The following is an 18,340-nucleotide window of genomic DNA, read 5'->3' as shown; positions in this document are numbered from 1 at the left end:
CGCCGCCTCGCTCCAAGATCCGCGCATATCCACGGAAAGAGTTGCCTCACGAGCCGCCAAGGCCACTCTTTCCGTGAAAGTGGCCCCCTGACCGAGGCGAGGGAGAGGGCGAGCGAGGGGGCGAGGGAGGGGGCGCTCGGGAGGCGGGGGTGGGCGGGGTGGGTGAGGATCGGGGCATGAGCGGTGTGGACGAGGTCGTGCGGCCGGCGGGCGGGTCGATGCGGGAGCTGTTGCGGGCGGCCCCGGACGCGGTGGGCCTGGCGGCGGTCGATCCCCGGTCGACCCCGGGCCTGCCGGCGGCGGCCGGGGGCGGGAAGGGCCGCAAGGAGTGGGCGCGGACGCAGGTGGAGCTGCTCGGCGCGGAGCTCGGCCGGCAGCAGGAGATGCTGTACGCGGCCGCGAAGGGCGCCGCCGGGCCGGCGGCCCCGGCCAGCGCGCCCAGCCAGGCCGACGCCCACCTGGACGGTGGCCGCCCGCGCCGGGTGCTGCTGGTGCTCCAGGCGATGGACTGCGGTGGCAAGGACGGCACGATCAAGCGGGTGGCCGGCGCGATGAACCCGCTGGGGCTGCACATCCGCTCGTTCGGCCCGCCCACGGAGGAGGAGCGGCGGCACGATTTCCTGTGGCGGATCCGGCGGGCCCTGCCGCCGCCCGGGTACGTGGGGATCTTCAACCGCTCGCACTACGAGGACGTGCTGGTCGCCCGGGTCGAGTCGTTGGTCGACGAGCCCACCTGGCGGGCCCGGTACGACCTGATCAACGACTTCGAGCGGGAGCTGACCCAGAACTCGGTCACCCTGGTGAAGGTGATGCTGCACATCTCGTACGCCGAGCAGGGCGAGCGGCTGATGGAGCGGCTCACCGACCCGACCAGGTACTGGAAGTACAACCCCAGCGATCTGGACACCCGGGCCCGCTGGGACGACTACCAGGCCGCGTACGCCGATGCCCTGGCCCGGTGCGGCACGGACGCCGCGCCCTGGTTCGTGGTGCCGGCGGACCGCAAGTGGTACCGGGACTGGGCGGTGGCCCACCTGCTCCGGGAGACGTTCGACACCCTTGATCTGGGGTATCCGCCTGCCGATTTCGACATCGAGCGCGAGCGCCACCGGTTGCGGACCGAGGGCGAGAGGGCGAAGGTGAACGGCGGGTGAACGAGCGGTGAATCGGGCCTGACCAGGGGTGGGCCGGCGGTTGCCCGGTTCCGTGGGGTACCTAGCATGCCCAGAGCAGACGCCCTTCGGGGCGACGGCCACCCTTCCACCGACACGACGAGGTCCGTGCTGTGAAGTTTTCCTTCCGTCCCACCGAGGGCGCCTTCTACGAGCTCTTCACCAGGGCCGCGCAGAACCTGGTGAAGGGAACCGAGCTGCTCAACGAGCTGGCTCTGCCGGGGGTCGAGGTCCAGTCGGTGAGCGAACGGCTCACCGAGGTCGAGCACGACAGCGACCAGATCACCCACGACCTGTACAAGAAGATCAACTCCACCTTCATCACCCCGTTCGACCGGGAGGACATCTACCGTCTGGGCTCCCTGCTCGACGACGTGATGGACCACCTGGAGGCGGTCGGCAACCTGCTCTACCTGTACGGCCTCACCAAGCTGCCGTCCCTGCCCCGGGAGATGCACGAGCTGGTGAACGTCCTCGACCAGCAGGCCAAGCTGACCGCCGACGCCATGCCCCAGCTGCGCTCGATGAAGAACCTCGAGCCCTACTGGATCGAGTGCAACCGCCTCGAGAACGACGGTGACCAGGCGTACCGGATGCTGCTGGTCCGGCTCTTCTCCGGTGAGTACGACGCGCTCACGGTGCTGAAGATGAAGGAGGTGGCCGACGAGTTGGAGGCCGCCTGCGACGCCTTTGAGCACGTGGCGAACACCGTCGAGACCATCGCGGTCAAGGAGTCCTGATCCCGTGAGTCCCGAACTCATCGCCGTGCTGGCGGTGATCGTGGCCGCCATGGCGTTCGACTACACGAACGGCTTCCATGACGCGGCCAACGCGATCGCCACCAGCGTCTCCACCCGGGCGCTGACCCCCCGGGTCGCCCTCGCGCTGGCCGCCGTCGGCAACTTCGTCGGCGCGCACTTCGGCGCCGGGGTGGCCAAGACGGTCGGTGACGGCCTGGTCACCCTGCCCACCGGGGTGGCCAGCCTCGGCGTGGTCTTCGCCGGCGTGCTCGGTGCGATCGCCTGGAACCTGATCACCTGGTACTTCGGCCTGCCGTCGTCCTCCTCGCACGCCCTCTTCGGCGGCCTGGTCGGGGCGACCCTCTTCGCCGCCGACGGCGTCGTGCAGTGGGGCAACATCATCGACAAGGTCATCATCCCGATGGTGCTCTCGCCGGTGGTCGGCCTGATCCTCGGCTTCCTGGTGATGCTGGCGATCCTCTGGCTGTTCCGGAAGGGGCAGCCGGGCAAGCTGAACCGGGGCTTCCGCTGGGCCCAGACCCTCTCCGCCGCCGCCATGTCGGTCGGTCACGGCATGCAGGATGCCGCCAAGACCATGGGCATCATCGTGCTGGCCCTCTACACGGGCGGCTATCAGCACGACAAGACGCACATCCCGCAGTGGGTGTTCTGGACCTCGGCGGCGATGCTGGCGGCCGGCACCTACGCGGGCGGCTGGCGGATCATCCGTACCCTCGGTCGGAAGATCATCGACCTGGGCCCGCCGGAGGGCTTCGCGGCCGAGACGGTGGCCAGCGCGGTGCTCTACTTCAACGCCCTGGTGCTGAAGGCCCCGATCTCCACCACGCACACGATCACCTCGGCGATCATGGGTGTGGGTGCGACCAAGCGGCTCTCCGCGGTCCGCTGGAACGTGGCCGGCAACATCGTGATCGCCTGGATCATCACCTTCCCGGCGGCGGCGGCCATCGCCTGCCTGGCGTACCTGCTGGTCCGCCCGCTGTTCTGAGGATGACGCCCGGGGGCCTCCTGCCGTCGGCAGGAGGCCCTCAGTCGTAGGAGACGCCGATCCGGGCCTTGATGTCGTCGAGCAACGCCATCACCTCGAGGGTGGTGGAGTGCGGCACCAGCGGACTCTCGGTCAGCCCGGCGGCCAGGCAGCGCTGCACCTCGATCGCCTCGTACTGGTAGCCGCCGCCGGTGGAGTCCGCCGGGATGGTCTCCGGCTCGGCACCGAGCCGGTGCAGCACCGCCGCGCCGGGCCGGTAGAACGGCTCGGGCAGGTCGATCCGGCCGGTGGTGCCGGTGATCGCCGCGGTGATCGCGGTGGCGCCGACCATCCCGCAGCTCAGCGTGGCCACCGCGCCCGAGTCCCAGCCGAACACCAGACCGGTGTTCTCGTCCACGCCCTCGGGGCTCAGTTGCGCCCAGGCCTGCACGTGCTGCGGCACCCCGAGCAGCAGGTGGGCCAGGCTGACCGGATAGACGCCCAGGTCGAGCAGCGCGCCGCCGCCCAGCATCCGGGCCCGCATCCGGTGCTCGGGCGGGAACGGTCCGGCGGCGCCGAAGTCCGCCCGTACGTGGGTCACCTCGCCGATCGCGCCGTCCCGGATCAGCTCCAGCACCTGCAGGATCAGCGGGTTGGTCCGCATCCACATGGCCTCCATGAGGAAGAGGCCACGGCGGCGGGCGGTCTCGACCAGCTCGGTGGTGGTGGCCAGGTCGAGGGTGCACGGCTTCTCCACCAGCACGGCCTTGTCGCCGGCCAGGCAGGTCATGGTCGCCTCGTGGTGCGCGGCGTGCGGGGTGGCCACGTAGATGACGTCGAGGTCCGGGTCCGCGGCCAGTTCCGCCCATGAGGCGTACGCCCGAGGCACGTCGTGCCGGGCGGCGAACAGCTCGGCGCTCTCCCGGGTCCGCGAGCCGACCGCGACCAGCTCGGCCCCCGGCACCAGGCGCAGGTCCTCGGCGAAACGGCCGGCGATGTGTCCGGTGGCCAGAATTCCCCAACGCGTCATGCCGGGCACGCTATCCCCTGCCACCCGGCGGCCGGGCGGATGATCCACCCGTCGGGAAGCAGGGCTCGCGTCGTGCGGCTCCGCCGGGGCCTCGGCTCGCTCGGGCGGCCCCGTGGAGTAGGCCCTAGGCTGCCGGCATGACCAACGACGGCTTCGCCGCACCCCCCGCCCTGGTGGAGCACGCCCGCCGGTTCCGCGCCGAGGGCAGCGTCCCGGCCGTGCCCCGGGTCGCCGCCACCGTGCTGCTGCTCCGCCCGTCCGGCGCCGACTTCGAGGTGTACCTGATCCGCCGGGTCGCCGCGATGGCCTTCGGCGGGATGTACGCCTTCCCCGGCGGCGGGGTGGACCCCTCCGACTCGCAGGCGCACCTGGGCTGGGGCGGCCCTGAGCCGGCCGCGTGGGGCGAGCGCCTCGGTCTGGCCCCGGACGCCGCCCAGGCGGTGGTCTGCGCCGCCGCCCGGGAGGTCTTCGAGGAGGCCGGGGTGCTGCTGGCCGGCCCGGACGCGGCGACCGTGGTGGGCGACGTGAGCGGCGACGACTGGGAGACCGCCCGGCAGGACCTGGAGGCCCGCCGTACCGGCTTCGCCGATCTGCTGGCCGGCCGCGGGCTCACTCTCCGGTCCGACCTGCTGCTGCCGTGGAGCCGGTGGATCACCCCCGAGTTCGAGCCGCGCCGCTTCGACACGTACTTCTTCGTGGCGCTGCTGCCGGAGGGGCAGCGGACCCGGCACGTCTCCGGGGAGGCCGACCACACGCTCTGGATCCGCCCGGCGGACGCCCTGGCCCGGGCGGAGGCCGGCGAGCTGACCATGCTTCCACCCACGCTGGTGAACCTGGCCGAGATCGTCGCCGCCGGCGACCTGGCCGGCGTGGCCCGCGCCGCGGCGACCCGGGACGCCGCCAGCCCGGTCACTCCGCGTCTCGAGCTGTCCGCCGACGGGGAGGCCCGCTTCCACCTGCGCTGATCCCGCCCTCCCGCGGGGCGGCCGCTTGTCTTGCGGCGAACCGGGGTGTCCAGCCGCCCGGATGCCCCGACTTGCCGCACAACAAGTCGATCATCGCCGGGGGCCGGGACGGCGCGGGTCAGCCGGTGGCGCGGAGGTAGCGGGCGGCGAGGGTGCGGAGGGCCTCGGCCAGCTCGGGCGGGTCCTCGACGGTGAAGTCCAGGTCGAGGAGGCCCACCCAGACCGCGATGGTCTCCAGCCGGTCGGCGCCGGTGTGCAGGAGGCAGGTCTCCGCGTCCAGCGGCTCGACGGTCCCGACCGCCGGGGTGATCCGCTCGGCCACCACCTCGGCCGGGCCGTGCATGCGGATCCTGGCCCGGTGCCGCCAGGCGGCCGACGAGACCCCGCGCCGGACCCGGTCCACCACGTCCTCGGGCAGCTCGCGCGGCGCGAAGCGGGGGCCGGTCGGGGTACGCGGGCTGATCCGGTCCACCCGGAAGGTGCGCCAGTCGTCCCGTGCCGGGTCGAAGGCCACCAGGTACCAGCGGCGCCCCCAGCTGACCAGCCGGTACGGCTCGACCTCCCGCCGGTCCGCAGTACCGTCGTGCCGGACGTAGTCGAAGCGCAGCCGTTCCCGGTCGCGGCAGGCTGCGCCGAGCATGCTGAGCGTCTCCGCGTCCACGGTCGGGCCCGGCTGGTCGTGCGGCACCCGGACGGTGTGGGTGTGCAGCGCGGTGACCCGGCGGCGCAGCCGGTGCGGGAGCACCTGTTCCAGCTTGGCGAGCGCGCGGAGCGAGGTCTCCTCGATGCCGGCGACGCCGCCACCGGCAGCGGTGCGCAGCCCGACCGCCACCGCCACGGCCTCCTCGTCGTCGAGGAGCAGCGGGGGCAGGCTGGCGCCCGCGCCGAGCCGGTAGCCGCCGATCGCGCCCCGGGTGCCGTGCACCGGATAGCCGAGGGCGCGGAGCCGCTCCACGTCGTTGCGGACGGTCCGGGTGCTCACCGAGAGCCGGTCGGCCAGCTCGGTGCCGGTCCACTCGCGGGGGGTCTGCAACAGCGACAGCAGGCGCAGCAGCCGCGCCGAGGTCTCCAACATTCCCCGAATTCTGCCCTGCTATTAGGAACGAAGTGTTCCTAATTGATCTCTACTGTCGAGGGCATGGCAGACAACACCGCGATCGTTCCCTTCCGTATCGACGTCCCGCAGGCCGAGCTGGACGACCTCGCCGACCGGCTGGCCCGGACCCGCTGGGCCGAGGAGCTGCCCGCCGAGCCCGGCGCCGCCCCGGCCGGCCCGGTCCCGCCCGGCTGGGAGTACGGCGTCCCGGCCGGCTACGTGCGGCGGCTGGTCGAGCGCTGGCGGACGACGTACGACTGGCGGGCATGGGAGGCGAAGCTCAACGCGTACCCGCAGTTCACCACCGAGATCGACGGGCAGACCGTGCACTTCCTGCACGTCCGCTCGCCCGAGCCGGACGCCACCCCGCTGATCCTCACCCACGGCTGGCCGACCACCGTGGTCGAGTGGCTGGACGTGATCGGCCCGCTCACCGACCCCCGGGCCCACGGCGGCGACCCGGCCGACGCGTTCCACCTGGTCATCCCGTCGGTCCCCGGGTTCGGCTTCTCCGGACCGACCCGGGAACGCGGCTGGAACCGGTTCCGGGTGGCCCACGCCTGGGCCGAGCTGATGCGCCGCCTCGGCTACGACCGCTACGGCGCGGCCGGCAATGACGGCGGCTCGTTCGTCTCGCCCGAGGTCGGCCGGGTCGACCCGCAGCACGTCATCGGCGTGCACGTCACCCAGGTCTTCTCGTTCCCCTCCGGCGACCCGGACGAGCTGGCGGCGCTGACCGAGGAGGAGCGGGGCAAGCTTGCCTTCGCCGAATGGTTCGTCAACAACCGCGGCGCGTACGACCGGCTCCAGTCCACCGAGCCGCAGAACCTGGCGCACGCGCTGGCCGACTCCCCGGTGGGCCAGCTCGGCTGGAGCGCCCAGCTGCTCGGGGAGTTCCTCGACCCGGACTACGTGCTGACCAACGTGATGATCTACTGGCTGACCAACACCGCCGCCTCGGCCGCCCGGTTCTACTACGAGGACGCGGCGGCCGTGCACCCGACGCAGAAGGCAGGTGGCCGGGGCACCGAGCCGCTGGAGCCGACCACCGTGCCGCTGGGGCTGGCCAACTTCGCCTGGGACTTCCAGTCGATCCGTACCCTCGCCGAGCGGGACCACAAGAACATCGTGTCCTGGCACGCGTACGACCGGGGCAGCCACTTCGCCGCGCACGACGCGCCCGACCTGCTGGTGGCCGACCTCCGGCAGTTCTTCGCCGGGCTGCGCTGAGCGGAGCCGGGGCGCGGACACGCCGAGGGGCGTCGGTCGACTCCGACCGACGCCCCTCGCGGACCGGGAACCAGCGGCTCAGCCGAAGCGGCCGGTGATGTAGTCCTCGGTCTTCTTCTGGCTCGGGTTGCTGAAGATCTTCTGGGTGTTGTCGTACTCGATCAGCCGGCCCGGGTCGCCGGTCTTCTCGATGGAGAAGAAGGCGGTCCGGTCCGACACCCGGGCGGCCTGCTGCATGTTGTGGGTGACGATGATGATGGTGAACTTGTCCTTGAGCTGGAACATCAGGTCCTCGATGGCCAGCGTGGAGATCGGGTCCAGCGCGGAGCAGGGCTCGTCCATCAGCACCACCTGCGGCTCGACCGCGATGGTCCGGGCGATGCAGAGTCGCTGCTGCTGGCCGCCGGAGAGTCCGGCGCCGGGCTTGCCGAGCCGGTCCTTCACCTCGTCCCACAGGTTCGCCGAGCGGAGCGCCTTCTCGGCCGCCTCCTCCAGGATGGACTTCCTCCGGACGCCGTTCAGCCGCAGGCCGGCCACCACGTTCTCGAAGATGCTCATGGTGGGGAACGGGTTGGGCCGCTGGAAGACCATGCCGATCATCCGGCGGACCGCGGTGACGTCCACGTCCCGGTGGTAGATGTCCTGGTCGTCGATGGTCAGGCTGCCCTCGACCCGGGCGCCGGGGAGCACCTCGTGCATCCGGTTGATCGACCGCAGGAAGGTGGACTTGCCGCAGCCCGACGGGCCGATCAGGGCGGTCACCGTCTTGGGCTCGACGGTCAGGTTGATGTTCTCGATCGCCTTGAAACCGCCGTAGTACGCGGTGACGTTGGTGGCTTCGATGCGCTTCGCCATGGTGGCGGTACCTCCGGGGTTCATCGGCCGAGCCGGTTACGACGGGCCAGCAACTTCGCCGCGACGGTCAGGACGAGGACGAGGGCGACCAGGGTCAGCGCCGCGGTCCACGCCCGCGCCGGCGAATACTTCGAGGCCTCGCCGGCCTGCTGGTAGACGAAGAGGGCCAGCGACGACTGGTTGTTCTCGAACGGGTTGAAGTTGATCGCCGCGCCGCCGCCGGCGACGAGCAGCACCGGCGCGGTCTCGCCGGCGGCCCGCGCGATGGCGAGCATGACGCCGGTGACGATGCCGGGCAGCGCGGTCGGCAGCACGACCCGCAGGATGGTCTTCCACTTCGGCACGCCGAGGGCGTACGCCCCCTCGCGCAGCGGCGCCGGGACGAGGCGGAGCATCTCCTCGGTGGAGCGGACCACGGTGGGCAGCATCAGCACGCTCAGCGCCAGCGCGGCGGCGAAGCCGGAGAAGCCCGGCCGCCCGTCGTTGAACACGGGCGAGACGATCAGCACCCAGAAGGCCAGTACGAACAGGCCGGTGACGATCGACGGGATGCCGGTCATCACGTCCACGAAGAAGCGGATGGTGAAGGCGAACCGGCCCCGGCCGTACTCGACCACGTAGATCGCGCAGAGCACGCCGAGCGGGACGGTGATCAGGGTGGCGATGCCGACCTGCTCCAGCGTGCCCACGATGGCGTGGTACGCGCCGCCGTTGGCGTCCCGGGCCCCGATGTTGTTCATCGAGGTGCCGAAGAAGTCGCCGTCGAGCCGGGCGGAGCCCTTGCTGACCAGGGTCCAGACCACCGAGGCCAGCGGCAGCACCGCCAGTACGAAGGCGGAATGGATCAGCGCGCTCCAGGTCCGGTTGCGGGCGGACCGGCGGCCCTCCACCGCGTTCGCGGCGAGGAAGAGGCCGGCGAGGTAGAGCAACGCCCCGACGACCACGACCAGGACCGGGCCGCCGATGCCGGCGCCGTACACGATGCCGGCCGACGCGAGGAGCGCTCCGACGGCGATGGCCGGCGCGGCGTACCCCGGAAGTCGCTTGGCCCGCAGGCTGGCCGGCTGTGCCGGCGGCCGCGGGCGGTGGGTGGTGACGGTGGTGGTCATGCGGCCGACTCCGTGAACTCGCGGCGGCGGTAGATGATCGCCCGGGCGGTGATGTTGACGATCAGCGTGATCGCGAAGAGCACCAGGCCGGAGGCGATCAGGGCGCCCCGCCCGGTGTCGTTCGCCTCGGCGAACCGGTTCGCGATGTTCGCGGCGATGGTGTTACCGCCGCTCTGCAGGATGTTGAACGAGATGGCGTAGGTCGAGCCGAGGGTGAGCGCCAGGGCGATGGTCTCGCCGAGCGCGCGGCCCAGGCCGAGCATCACCGCGGCGATGACGCCGGGGCGGCCGTACGGCAGCACCGCGGTGCGGACCATCTCCCAGCGGGTGGCGCCCAGCGCGAGGGCGGCCTCCTCGTTGGCGTTCGGGGTCTGCCGGAACACCTCGCGGGAGAGCGAGGTGACGATCGGCAGCACCATGATCGCCAGGACCACGGACCCGAGCAGGATCGAGTTCCCGTACGGGCCGTCGCCGAAGATCGGGATCCAGCCGAAGTACTTGTTCAGCCAGGCCGACAGGTCGGCGACCGGTTGGGCGAAGTAGTCCCGGCCCCAGAGCCCGAAGACCACGCTGGGCACGGCGGCCAGCAGGTCGATCAGGAACCCGAGGGCGTTGCCCAGCCGGCGCGGGGCGTAGTGGGACAGGTAGAGGGCGATGCCCAGCGCGACCGGCACTGCCATCAGCAGGGCCAGCAGCGCCGTGAGCACGGTGCCGAAGGCGAGCGCGCCGATGCCGAACTTCGGCGGGTTGTCGTTCGGGAACCAGCCCTCGAAGGTCCAGAAGGACTCGGTGTTCGCCTGCAGTGCCGGGACGGCCTTGGCGATCAGGAAGATCGCGATCGCCGCGATGACCACCAGCACGAAGGTGCCGGCGGCCAGGGTCAGGCCACGGAACGCGCGTTCCGCCCCGAAGGCCTTCGCCCGGGGCAGCGCGCCGCCGCCGCCGAGACCGGGCGTACCAGGGTTACCGGAGGGCTCGGCCACACGCGCCGAGGCACCGGCGGGCCACTCGTGGCTCGTGGCCACGGTGGTCCCGCCGGTGCCGGCGTGCGCCGAGCGCTGAGGGGTGTCACCCATCTGCTCGCTCGCTTCGCATAGAGGAGGTGGTGTCGGTCAGGGCGTCAGGAGAGGCTCTTGACCGCGGTCTCGACCTTGGTGCGGACGGTCTCGGGCAGCGGGGCGTAGCCCAGCTCGACCAGGTCCTGCTGGCCCTCGGCGCTGGCGGCGTGGCCGAGCAGGCCCTTGACCAGCGGCAGCTTGTCGGCGGCGAGGCCCTTGCTGCAGACGATCTCGTAGGTCGCCAGGACGATCGGGTACGCCCCGGCCTCCTTGGTGTTGTAGTCGATCGACATCTTGAGGTCGTTGCCCTGGCCCTCGATCTTGGCCCCGGCGATGGTCTTGCCGGCCGACTCGGCGGTCAGCTCGGTGAACTCGCCGTTGCCGTTCTTGACCTTGGCCTTCTTCAGGCCGGCGTTCTCGGCGTACGACCACTCGACGTAACTGATGGTGCCGTCGGTGCTCTTGACCTTGCTGGCCACGCCGTCGGACTTGGCCGCGCCGACCCCGCCCGGGGCCTTCCAGGCCTTGGCGTTGCCGAAGGTCCAGTCGGTCTCGGCGGTCTTGGACAGGTACTTGGTGAAGTTGTCGGTGGTGCCCGACTCGTCGGAGCGGTGCACCGCCTGGATGGCGGTCGACGGCAGCTTGGCGTCGGGGTTGTCGGCCTTGATCGCCGCGTCGTCCCACTTGGTCACCGTGCCGGCGAAGATCTTCGCCAGGGTGGCCGGGCTGAACTGGAGGTTGTCCGCGCCGCTGACGTTGTAGACGACCGCCACCGGGCCGATCACCATCGGCAGGTTGAGAGCCTGGCCGCCGGCGCACTTGGCGTCCGCCTGCGGCTGCTCCTCCGGCTTGAGGGCCGAGTCCGAGCCGGCGAAGTCGGCGGTGCCGGCGATGAACGCCTGGATACCGGCGCCCGAGCCGGTGGGCTCGTAGTTGATCGTGGTGCCGGCGCACTGCTGCTGGTAGGCCTTGATCCACTCGGCCATCGCGTTCTTCTGCGCGGAGGAGCCCTGCGCGTTCAGCGTGCCCTTGCCGCAGTCGACGGCGGCGGCGGAGCCGGAGGCGGAGGTGCCGGTCGGCTCGTTGTCCGAGCCGCACGCGCTGAGACCGAGCACCGCAGTAAGAGCGAGGCAGGCGATGGCGCCGTGCCGCTGGAGCTTCACCTGAGGGGTTTCCCTTCACGTCTTTGGTCAGGTCGTCCGGGTCGGGGCCCGGGTGCCGGCGCTGACCGGCTGACACGAAAGTTAGAAGTGCCAGGTAGACGGTTCGCCGGTCGGAAGTGAACGGGAGATGAACAGGTGCGGCCGGCGGGGTGGCCATGGACTGAGGAAGGGTTGTCCGTTACGTGAACTCGCGGCCTGCTATCGCTATTAATACGATTTTCCCGGACAGCCGTTATCCGGCCGAGTCCACCGCGTGACACCGCCGTGACCGCTGCACGGGATGCCGTGGGCACCCGTGGGCACGGATGCCGTCGGGTCGTGGCGGGTCAGCCGAGCTGGTAGTTGACGTGGGCGGACCAGCGGGCGAAGCCGAGCCGCTCGTAGAGCGCCACCGCCGGCGCGTTGGACTCGTCGACGTAGAGCATCACCCGGTCCAGCCCGCGCCCGTCGCGCAGGTACGCCAGTCCGGCGGTGGTGAGCACCCGGCCGAGCCCGCCCCGGTGTGCGGCCGGGTCCACCCCGAGCACGTAGACCTCGCCGATCCGGGCCGAGCCGGGTCGCTCGTGCACCTTGGTCCAGTGGAAGCCGAGCAGCCGGCCGGTCGCCGAGTCCACCGCGAGCAGGAAGCCGGCCGGGTCGAACCACGGCTCGGCGAGGCGTACCCGCAGGTCGGCGAGGGTCCACCGGCCCTGCTCCGAATGTGCGGCGAAGGCCGCGTTGTTGACCGCGAGCCACGCCTCGTCGTCCTCGCCGGGGCGGAAGGCGCGCAGCTCCACGCCCTCGGGCGGGGTCGGCTCGGGAAGGGCGGCGGTCAGCGGCCGGCGCAGCTGCCAGAGCACCCGGGCCCGGGTGAGGCCCAGGTCGACCGCGAGCGCGGCGGCCGACGGATGGTCGCCGTGCGCCCAGGCGCGCAGCGGGCCGGAGGCCGCGGCCAGCACGCCACGCGCCAGCGTCCGTCCGGTGCCCCGCCGCCGGTACGCGGGGTGCACCACCAGCTCCACCCCGATGCCGTTCGCCGCGTCGGTGGTGTCCAGGTGGGCGTACCCGGTGAGGGTGTTGTCGGTGGCGCGGGCCGTGAGGTGCACGGCTGGCGCCTCCGGGTCCCGCAGCCGCAGCAGCACGTGCTCGTCGAGCGGGTCGGCGCCGTCCGCGTCCCCGGCGGTACGGGCCAGCGCGAGCACCTCGGCCACCTCGACCGGCGCCAGCCGGTCGGCGCGGGCGACGCGGTCGGCGGTGTGACGACTCGTCGGCTCGCTGCTGCTCATCCCGTCACCGTAGCGGCCGGCGAGCCGCCGATCATGCCGGACGCGGGGACGGTGCGGTGGCGGTGGTCACGTGGTGCCGACCGGCAGCGCCTCCAGCTGGTAGCGGTCCAGCAGCTCGGGCAGTAGGTACTGCAGCGCCTGCACCGTTCCCGAGCGGTTGCCGCCGGCGTCGTGCATCAGCACGATCGAGCCGGGTCCGACCTGGGTCATGACGGCGTTGATGATCTTCGGGGCGCCCGGGGCCGTCCAGTCCGACGGGTCGACCGCCCAGTGCAGCGGCGTCATGCCCAACTCCTCGCAGGTCGACACCACCGGGTACGTCCAGTTCCCGCCGGGCTGCCGGAAGTACTCGATCCGCGCGGCCGGCGCGGCGGCGTGGATCGCGTCGCTGGTGCGCAACAGGTCGGCCCGGATCGCGTCCGGCGAGCGCTTGCCCAGGTTGACGTCATGGTTCCAGGAGTGGTTGCAGAGGGTGTGGCCGTCGGCCACGATCGCCTGGATCAGGTCCGGGTGGTTCTGGGCGTTCTCCCCGACCACGCAGAAGGTGGCCTTGACGCCGTACTCCTTGAGCAGGGCGAGCACCTGCGGGGTGTACTGCGGGTCCGGGCCGTCGTCGAAGGTGAGCGCGATCCGCGACGAGCCGGTGGAGATGCGGCTGCCGTACGGGCCCGCGCCGTCGCCGGCCGGCTGCGCCGAGGCGCTCTCCGAGGGGTCGGGGGTGTCCGGAGCCGGTGCGGGGAAGTCCTGGCTGGGCGGCTGGTCGGCGTAGTGCGGGCTGTTCACGCTGGCCGTGACCCCGGTGCTGCGGTGCGGCTGCTGCTCGGGAACCAGGCTCCGCCCCAGTGCGTACGCCGAGCCGAGCAGCGCGGCGACCACCAGCGTCACCAGTCCGGCCGCGCGCAGGGTCGGCCGCGACATCAGCGGTCCTGCCCGTCCGGATCGGGGCACGCGACCGTCGTCGCCCCCGTGGTCACCGCACGCATCGTCGCCCCCTCTGCCCCGAACCAATCCGGCAGTCAGAATAGGTCCGACTACTGAGGCAAAAAGGGCAATTGGGGAGTGGTCCCCCGAGAGTGGGGGTGAGGCGTGGATTCCGGTCAGACCGGCAGCGGGGCGGGCTCCGACTCCGGCAGCGAGCGGGACGGCGGCACGACGAACTTGTAGCCGACCTGGCGCACGGTGCCGATCATCGACTCGTACTCCGAGCCGAGCTTGGCCCGCAGCCGCCGGACGTGCACGTCCACGGTGCGGGTGCCGCCGAAGTAGTCGTACCCCCAGACCTCGCGGAGCAGCTGGTCCCGGGTGAACACCCGGCCCGGGTGCTGGGCCAGGAACTTCAGCAGCTCGAACTCCTTGTAGGTGAGGTCGAGCGGGCGACCCTTGAGCTTGGCCGCGTAGGTGTCCGGGTCGATGGTGAGCTCTCCGGCCCGGATCGAGCCGCCGGCGCCGGCGGTGGCGTTGCTCAACCGGCCGACCGCGAGCCGCAGCCGGGCCTCCACCTCGGCCGGCCCCGCTCCCGCCAGGATGACGTCGTCCACGCCCCAGTCCGCGTTCAGCGCGATCAGGCCGGCCTCGGTGACCACCGCGACCAGCGGTACGCCGAGCCCGGTGGCGTGCAGCATCCGGCAGGTCGCGCGGGCCTCGCTCAGCTCCGAGCGGGCGTCCACCAGGACGGCGTCCGGGCTCGGGCCGGAGACCAGCGTGCGCACGTCGCGTGGCGCGGTGCGGACCGAGTGCGGCAGCAGGTCGAGTGCCGGCAGCACCGCCGATGGTTCACCTGCGCGCGCGGTCACCAGCAGCAGGATCTCCACGATCACCTCCGTCCCGGCGGCCAGTCGGCCGCGCGCGACCAGCGGCACTCCTGGCAGGGGTGGCGCTGAGCACTTGCGTGGGTCCCGGCGTCGCTGACGGGCGGGTAACGGCTTGAGCGTAACCGATCGCCCGGCCTTCACCTTCGTGCCGTTTCCTGTTTGTCGGATCTGCCCCCGATCGCGGCACAGGTTTTAACGTTGCCGAAACCGTGACCTCCGTCCGGGCGGCCTGGTCTGGCACGATCGGGGCGTGTATCCCTCGACCTCGCCCGAGACCGGCCGCGACCCGTGGGCCGACGACGCCCGCCCGGGGCCGGCCGGCCCCTCCCACGGCTACCCGCCGGGCCCGCGTACCGGCCCGGCCGACGACGGCGGGGAGCGGCCCGAGCGGAAGGGTCCGCGCCGGCTCCGCAAGGGCGGCCCGGGGCGACGTCCGGACGACGAGACCGACGAGGCGCCCGAGGAGGAGGTGCCGCCGGTCCCGGTACGCCGATCGCTGGCCCTCACCGTCGCCGGTTTTGCCGCGCTGCTCGGCGTCGGCCTGGTGCTCGGCGCGCAGACCGCCGGCCCGGGCCACCGGCTGCCGTTCGCGTTCATCATCTTCGGCGTCCAGCTGCTCTTCGTGCTCGCCTGGACGATGGCCATGCGCCCGCCCGCGCTGCTGGTGGTCGCGCTGGTCAGCGGCAGTGTCGCCGGGATCGCGGACGCCGCCGCGGTGCGGTCCGAGATCGCCGGGCTGGCCCCCCTCGGGTACGCGGCGGCGGCCGGCTTCGTGCTCGGCGTGCTCGGCCAGCTCGTCCGCCGGGTGGACCGGGTCCGGGTGACCGACTCGCTCGGCAGCACCCTGCTGATCGTGGTGGGCGTGGTCGCGTTCGCCACGCTGATCGTGCTGAGCCGGATCCCGAAGGGCACCCAGGCGATCACCGTCTGCCTCACCGCCACCGGCGTCGCCCTGCTGGTGGCCCGGCTCACCGACGCGGTGGCGCCGTGGCCCCGGCTCGCCCCGCAGGTGCCGCGGGGCGCCGCCGGGGTGGTCGTCGGCGCCATGCTCGGCACGCTGACCAGCGCGGTCCTCGGCAGCTACCTGGTCGGCTTCACCCCGACCAGCGCCGCCCTGGTCGGCCTGGTCACCGCCGCCACCGCCGTGCTGGCCGACCTCGCCGTGGGGTACGCCGAGGCGGGCCGGCTGATGGCCGGCGAGCCGCCGACCATGTGGATCGCCCGGCACATGCAGGGCCCGCTGGGCGGGTTCGCGCTCGCCGCGCCGGCCGCGTACGTCATGTGCGTGCTCTTCCTCTAGGACACGGCCCCGGCGCGCGGTTGGGGAATCGGCGCCTCGGGTAAGTACCGTTGCGCCGCCGGACGGCGACGGGCCACCGGGCCCGGGCGCCCGACGGCGGCCCGACCGTGAGGACCGTGCGCCGCGCCGCGGCGCCCGACAGGAGGACAGGAGGCGGCGTGGCAGAGGCCCCGGCGTACGAGGAGCGGCCCCGGCGACGTGGCCGCAGGGTGCTGACCGGTTTCGTGGTCCTGCTGCTGGTCCTGGCGGGGCTGCTGGTGGTCGCCGACCGGCTCGCGGCCGGGGCGGCCGAGCGGGCCATCGCCGACCAGGTCAAGCAGGAGGTCGCCAAGCAGGACGCGAGCTCGGCTCCGCCCAAGGTCGATGTGGCCGGCTTCCCGTTCCTCACCCAGGTGCTGGCCGGGAAGTACCAGCACATCTCGATCGTGCTGACGGACGTGAAGGGCAAGGTGCAGGGCGACGCGGTCGACGTGCCGCGGCTCGACGTGGACGCCCGCAACGTGAAGGCGTCGCTGGACACCCTCCGCACCCGGCAGGGGGAGGTGACCGCTGAGACCGTCGACGGTCGCGGCACGGTCACCTACGACAGCCTGGCCAAGCTGCTCGACCGGCCGGGGCTGAAGCTGGGCGAGCAGAACGGCAAGCTGACGGTCACCGCGCCGGTGGACGTCCTGGGCGTCAAGCTCACCGTGAACGGCACCGCCGACGTGACGGTCGCCAACGGCAAGGTCGCGCTGCGCTTCAACGACCTGACCGCGGAGGGCCTGCCCAACCTGCCGCTGGCCCGACAGGTGCTGACCAACTACGCCAAGGGGATCTCGATCGACGTGCCCCTGCCGGAGCTGCCGTTCCAGCTCAACGTCCGCAAGGTGGAACCGAAGCCGGAGGGGCTGGTCGTCACCGCCGACGCGAAGAACGTGCCGATCAATTCGGTCGGCTGAGGTAAGCCCTGCTCACGGCCCGGCCATCGGCCGGGCCGTCGGCGTTCTCCGGCCCGGCCGGGCGTCCCGGATGCTGGTCGGCCCGGTGGCTTCGGCCGGAGCGGCTGGTAGTCTCCCACCTCATGGGGACGCTCCTCACCAAACGGCGCGCGGTCGACCTGTGCCGCGTGGCCACCTGCCTGTGTCGCCCCGTCATCTGACGGCGGGGCTGTCCTCGGCCGCCTAGGCGGCCACCGGCACGCAGGGTCCGCGTACCCTCCGGTTTCCCCTGATCGCCCGGCAGCGGCGCCGTCGCACGTACCCGTGATCCGTTTCTAGCTCTGGGTCCCGCGCGTGGTGCGACAATCATCGACTTCGATCTCCGCGCGCAGGCTCACCATCCATCCTCACCAGGGAGTGATCTGATGAGTCGCGACACCGCACTCGTCTCGGCCGAATGGGCCGAGAAGAACATCGACGCCCCGGGCGTCGTCTTCGTCGAGGTCGACGAGGACACCTCGGCCTACGACACCGGCCACATCGCCGGTGCCATCAAGCTGGACTGGCGGACCGACCTGCAGGACCCGGTCCGCCGGGACTTCGTCAACAAGGCCCAGTTCGAGGCGCTGCTCTCCGGGCGGGGCATCGCCAACGACGACACCGTGATCCTCTACGGCGGCAACAACAACTGGTTCGCCGCGTACGCGTACTGGTACTTCAAGCTCTACGGGCACCGCGACGTGAAGCTGCTCGACGGCGGCCGCAAGAAGTGGGAGCTGGACGCCCGTCCGCTGGTCAAGGACGCGGTGACCCGCCCGGCGACGCAGTACGTCGCGCAGGAGCCGGACACCTCGATCCGCGCCTTCCGCGACGAGGTGGTCGCCGCGATCGGCACCCGGAACCTGGTCGACGTGCGTAGCCCCGACGAGTACGCCGGCCGGCTGCTCGCCCCTGCCCACCTGCCGCAGGAGCAGGCCCAGCGGGCCGGCCACGTGCCGACCGCGATCAGCGTCCCGTGGTCGAAGGCGGCCAACGAGGACGGCACCTTCAAGTCCGACGACGAGCTGCGCAAGATCTACGCCGACGCCGGGCTGGACGACGGCAAGGAGACCATCGCGTACTGCCGGATCGGCGAGCGCTCCTCGCACACCTGGTTCGTCCTCCAGGAGCTGCTCGGCCACCGGAACGTGAAGAACTACGACGGATCCTGGACCGAGTACGGCTCGCTGGTCGGCGTGCCGGTGGCGCTCGGCGACGAGCGCGGGGAGGCCTGATCACCATGACTGCTCCTACCGCCGCCGGTTGCGCCGCTCCCGACCAGGCCGCCCCGCTGCCGGCCAGCCTGGACCTGGAGAAGGAGACCGTGATCACCGGCCTGGTCACGGCCGAGTCCGGGGAGGCCGTCCCCGGTGCGTACGTCCGGTTGCTCGACTCCACCGGCGAGTTCACCGCCGAGGTGGTGACCTCTCCGGCCGGTCAGTTCCGGTTCTTCGCCGCGCCGGGCGACTGGACCCTGCGGGCGCTCTCCCGGCACGGCAACGGCGACACCGCCGTCACTGCCGCCCGCGGGATCAACGAGGTGACCGTCACGGTCGCCGCCTGACCCACGCTCTGATGCCCGTGGCCCGTCGCCCCACC

General features: G+C 72.1%; 19 protein-coding genes. 10 read left to right on the top strand and 9 right to left on the bottom strand.

Features of this window, described 5'->3' with window-relative positions:
- Window positions 1-176: 176 nt before the first annotated feature.
- From ACZ6S5_RS04655 to ACZ6S5_RS04645, 3 genes are all read left to right on the top strand, one after another.
- Window positions 177-1,154 carry a PPK2 family polyphosphate kinase gene (locus tag ACZ6S5_RS04655; protein WP_465997717.1) on the top strand — a complete coding sequence of 326 codons (978 nt, stop codon included), beginning with the start codon at window positions 177-179 and terminating at the stop codon, window positions 1,152-1,154.
- Between the two features lie 131 nt (window positions 1,155-1,285).
- A complete protein-coding gene (locus ACZ6S5_RS04650; RefSeq protein ID WP_465997715.1) occupies window positions 1,286-1,912 on the top strand; it encodes a DUF47 domain-containing protein in 627 nt (208 codons plus the stop codon).
- 4 nt (window positions 1,913-1,916) lie between these two features.
- Window positions 1,917-2,921, top strand: coding sequence for an inorganic phosphate transporter (locus ACZ6S5_RS04645; protein ID WP_465997713.1), 1,005 nt, complete (start codon window positions 1,917-1,919; stop codon window positions 2,919-2,921).
- A gap of 40 nt (window positions 2,922-2,961) precedes the next feature.
- On the opposite strand, the gene ACZ6S5_RS04640 is transcribed toward ACZ6S5_RS04645, so the two are convergent.
- Window positions 2,962-3,930, bottom strand: a complete 969-nt coding sequence (locus ACZ6S5_RS04640) for a Gfo/Idh/MocA family protein (protein WP_465997711.1) — start codon at window positions 3,928-3,930, stop codon at window positions 2,962-2,964.
- A gap of 137 nt (window positions 3,931-4,067) precedes the next feature.
- Between ACZ6S5_RS04640 and ACZ6S5_RS04635 the strand changes: the two genes are divergently transcribed.
- Window positions 4,068-4,895, top strand: coding sequence for an NUDIX hydrolase (locus ACZ6S5_RS04635; protein ID WP_465997709.1), 828 nt, complete (start codon window positions 4,068-4,070; stop codon window positions 4,893-4,895).
- Window positions 4,896-5,013: 118 nt separating this feature from the next.
- On the opposite strand, the gene ACZ6S5_RS04630 is transcribed toward ACZ6S5_RS04635, so the two are convergent.
- Window positions 5,014-5,970 carry a helix-turn-helix transcriptional regulator gene (locus ACZ6S5_RS04630; protein ID WP_465997707.1) on the bottom strand — a complete coding sequence of 319 codons (957 nt, stop codon included), beginning with the start codon at window positions 5,968-5,970 and terminating at the stop codon, window positions 5,014-5,016.
- A 63-nt stretch (window positions 5,971-6,033) separates the two neighbouring features.
- On the opposite strand from ACZ6S5_RS04630, the gene ACZ6S5_RS04625 reads away from it, so the two are divergent.
- Window positions 6,034-7,221: an epoxide hydrolase family protein gene (locus tag ACZ6S5_RS04625; protein ID WP_465997705.1), complete on the top strand. Its 1,188-nt coding sequence runs from the start codon at window positions 6,034-6,036 to the stop codon at window positions 7,219-7,221.
- Window positions 7,222-7,299: 78 nt separating this feature from the next.
- Here the strand turns inward: ACZ6S5_RS04625 and pstB are convergent, their stop codons facing one another.
- The 7 genes from pstB to ACZ6S5_RS04590 all read right to left on the bottom strand — a co-directional run bounded on the left by pstB (window position 7,300) and on the right by ACZ6S5_RS04590 (window position 14,488).
- Window positions 7,300-8,076 carry a phosphate ABC transporter ATP-binding protein PstB gene (gene pstB, locus ACZ6S5_RS04620; RefSeq protein ID WP_465997703.1) on the bottom strand — a complete coding sequence of 259 codons (777 nt, stop codon included), beginning with the start codon at window positions 8,074-8,076 and terminating at the stop codon, window positions 7,300-7,302.
- Between the two features lie 20 nt (window positions 8,077-8,096).
- Window positions 8,097-9,185 (bottom strand): phosphate ABC transporter permease PstA, encoded by a 1,089-nt coding sequence (gene pstA, locus ACZ6S5_RS04615; RefSeq protein WP_465997701.1) that lies wholly within the window; start codon window positions 9,183-9,185, stop codon window positions 8,097-8,099.
- Window positions 9,182-10,261, bottom strand: coding sequence for a phosphate ABC transporter permease subunit PstC (pstC, locus tag ACZ6S5_RS04610; protein WP_465997699.1), 1,080 nt, complete (start codon window positions 10,259-10,261; stop codon window positions 9,182-9,184). Before pstC ends, pstA begins: the two co-directional genes overlap by 4 nt.
- 44 nt (window positions 10,262-10,305) lie before the next feature.
- Complete coding sequence (gene pstS, locus ACZ6S5_RS04605; RefSeq protein ID WP_465997697.1) at window positions 10,306-11,406, bottom strand: phosphate ABC transporter substrate-binding protein PstS; 1,101 nt, start codon at window positions 11,404-11,406, stop codon at window positions 10,306-10,308.
- A 326-nt stretch (window positions 11,407-11,732) separates the two neighbouring features.
- A complete protein-coding gene (gene mshD / locus ACZ6S5_RS04600; protein ID WP_465997695.1) occupies window positions 11,733-12,671 on the bottom strand; it encodes a mycothiol synthase in 939 nt (312 codons plus the stop codon).
- Between the two features lie 66 nt (window positions 12,672-12,737).
- Window positions 12,738-13,589, bottom strand: coding sequence for a polysaccharide deacetylase family protein (locus ACZ6S5_RS04595; protein ID WP_465997693.1), 852 nt, complete (start codon window positions 13,587-13,589; stop codon window positions 12,738-12,740).
- A gap of 179 nt (window positions 13,590-13,768) precedes the next feature.
- Window positions 13,769-14,488: a winged helix-turn-helix transcriptional regulator gene (locus ACZ6S5_RS04590; RefSeq protein WP_465997849.1), complete on the bottom strand. Its 720-nt coding sequence runs from the start codon at window positions 14,486-14,488 to the stop codon at window positions 13,769-13,771.
- A gap of 244 nt (window positions 14,489-14,732) precedes the next feature.
- Here ACZ6S5_RS04590 and ACZ6S5_RS04585 point away from each other — a divergent pair, with 244 nt between their 5' ends.
- The 5 genes from ACZ6S5_RS04585 (at window position 14,733) to ACZ6S5_RS04565 (ending at window position 18,305) form a co-directional block, all read left to right on the top strand.
- Window positions 14,733-15,782: a hypothetical protein gene (locus ACZ6S5_RS04585; RefSeq protein WP_465997691.1), complete on the top strand. Its 1,050-nt coding sequence runs from the start codon at window positions 14,733-14,735 to the stop codon at window positions 15,780-15,782.
- Between the two features lie 158 nt (window positions 15,783-15,940).
- A complete protein-coding gene (locus tag ACZ6S5_RS04580; RefSeq protein WP_465997689.1) occupies window positions 15,941-16,723 on the top strand; it encodes an LmeA family phospholipid-binding protein in 783 nt (260 codons plus the stop codon).
- A 122-nt stretch (window positions 16,724-16,845) separates the two neighbouring features.
- Window positions 16,846-16,923, top strand: a complete 78-nt coding sequence (locus ACZ6S5_RS04575) for an Ms5788A family Cys-rich leader peptide (RefSeq protein ID WP_311202345.1) — start codon at window positions 16,846-16,848, stop codon at window positions 16,921-16,923.
- Window positions 16,924-17,127: 204 nt separating this feature from the next.
- A complete protein-coding gene (locus tag ACZ6S5_RS04570; protein ID WP_465997687.1) occupies window positions 17,128-17,976 on the top strand; it encodes a sulfurtransferase in 849 nt (282 codons plus the stop codon).
- Between the two features lie 5 nt (window positions 17,977-17,981).
- Complete coding sequence (locus ACZ6S5_RS04565; protein WP_465997685.1) at window positions 17,982-18,305, top strand: DUF1416 domain-containing protein; 324 nt, start codon at window positions 17,982-17,984, stop codon at window positions 18,303-18,305.
- Window positions 18,306-18,340: the final 35 nt, after the last annotated feature.

The sequence above is a fragment of the Micromonospora sp. NPDC051924 genome (assembly GCF_055586005.1).
Note: the sequence above shows the minus strand (reverse complement) of the source record. Positions and strands in the feature narration are given on the sequence as shown.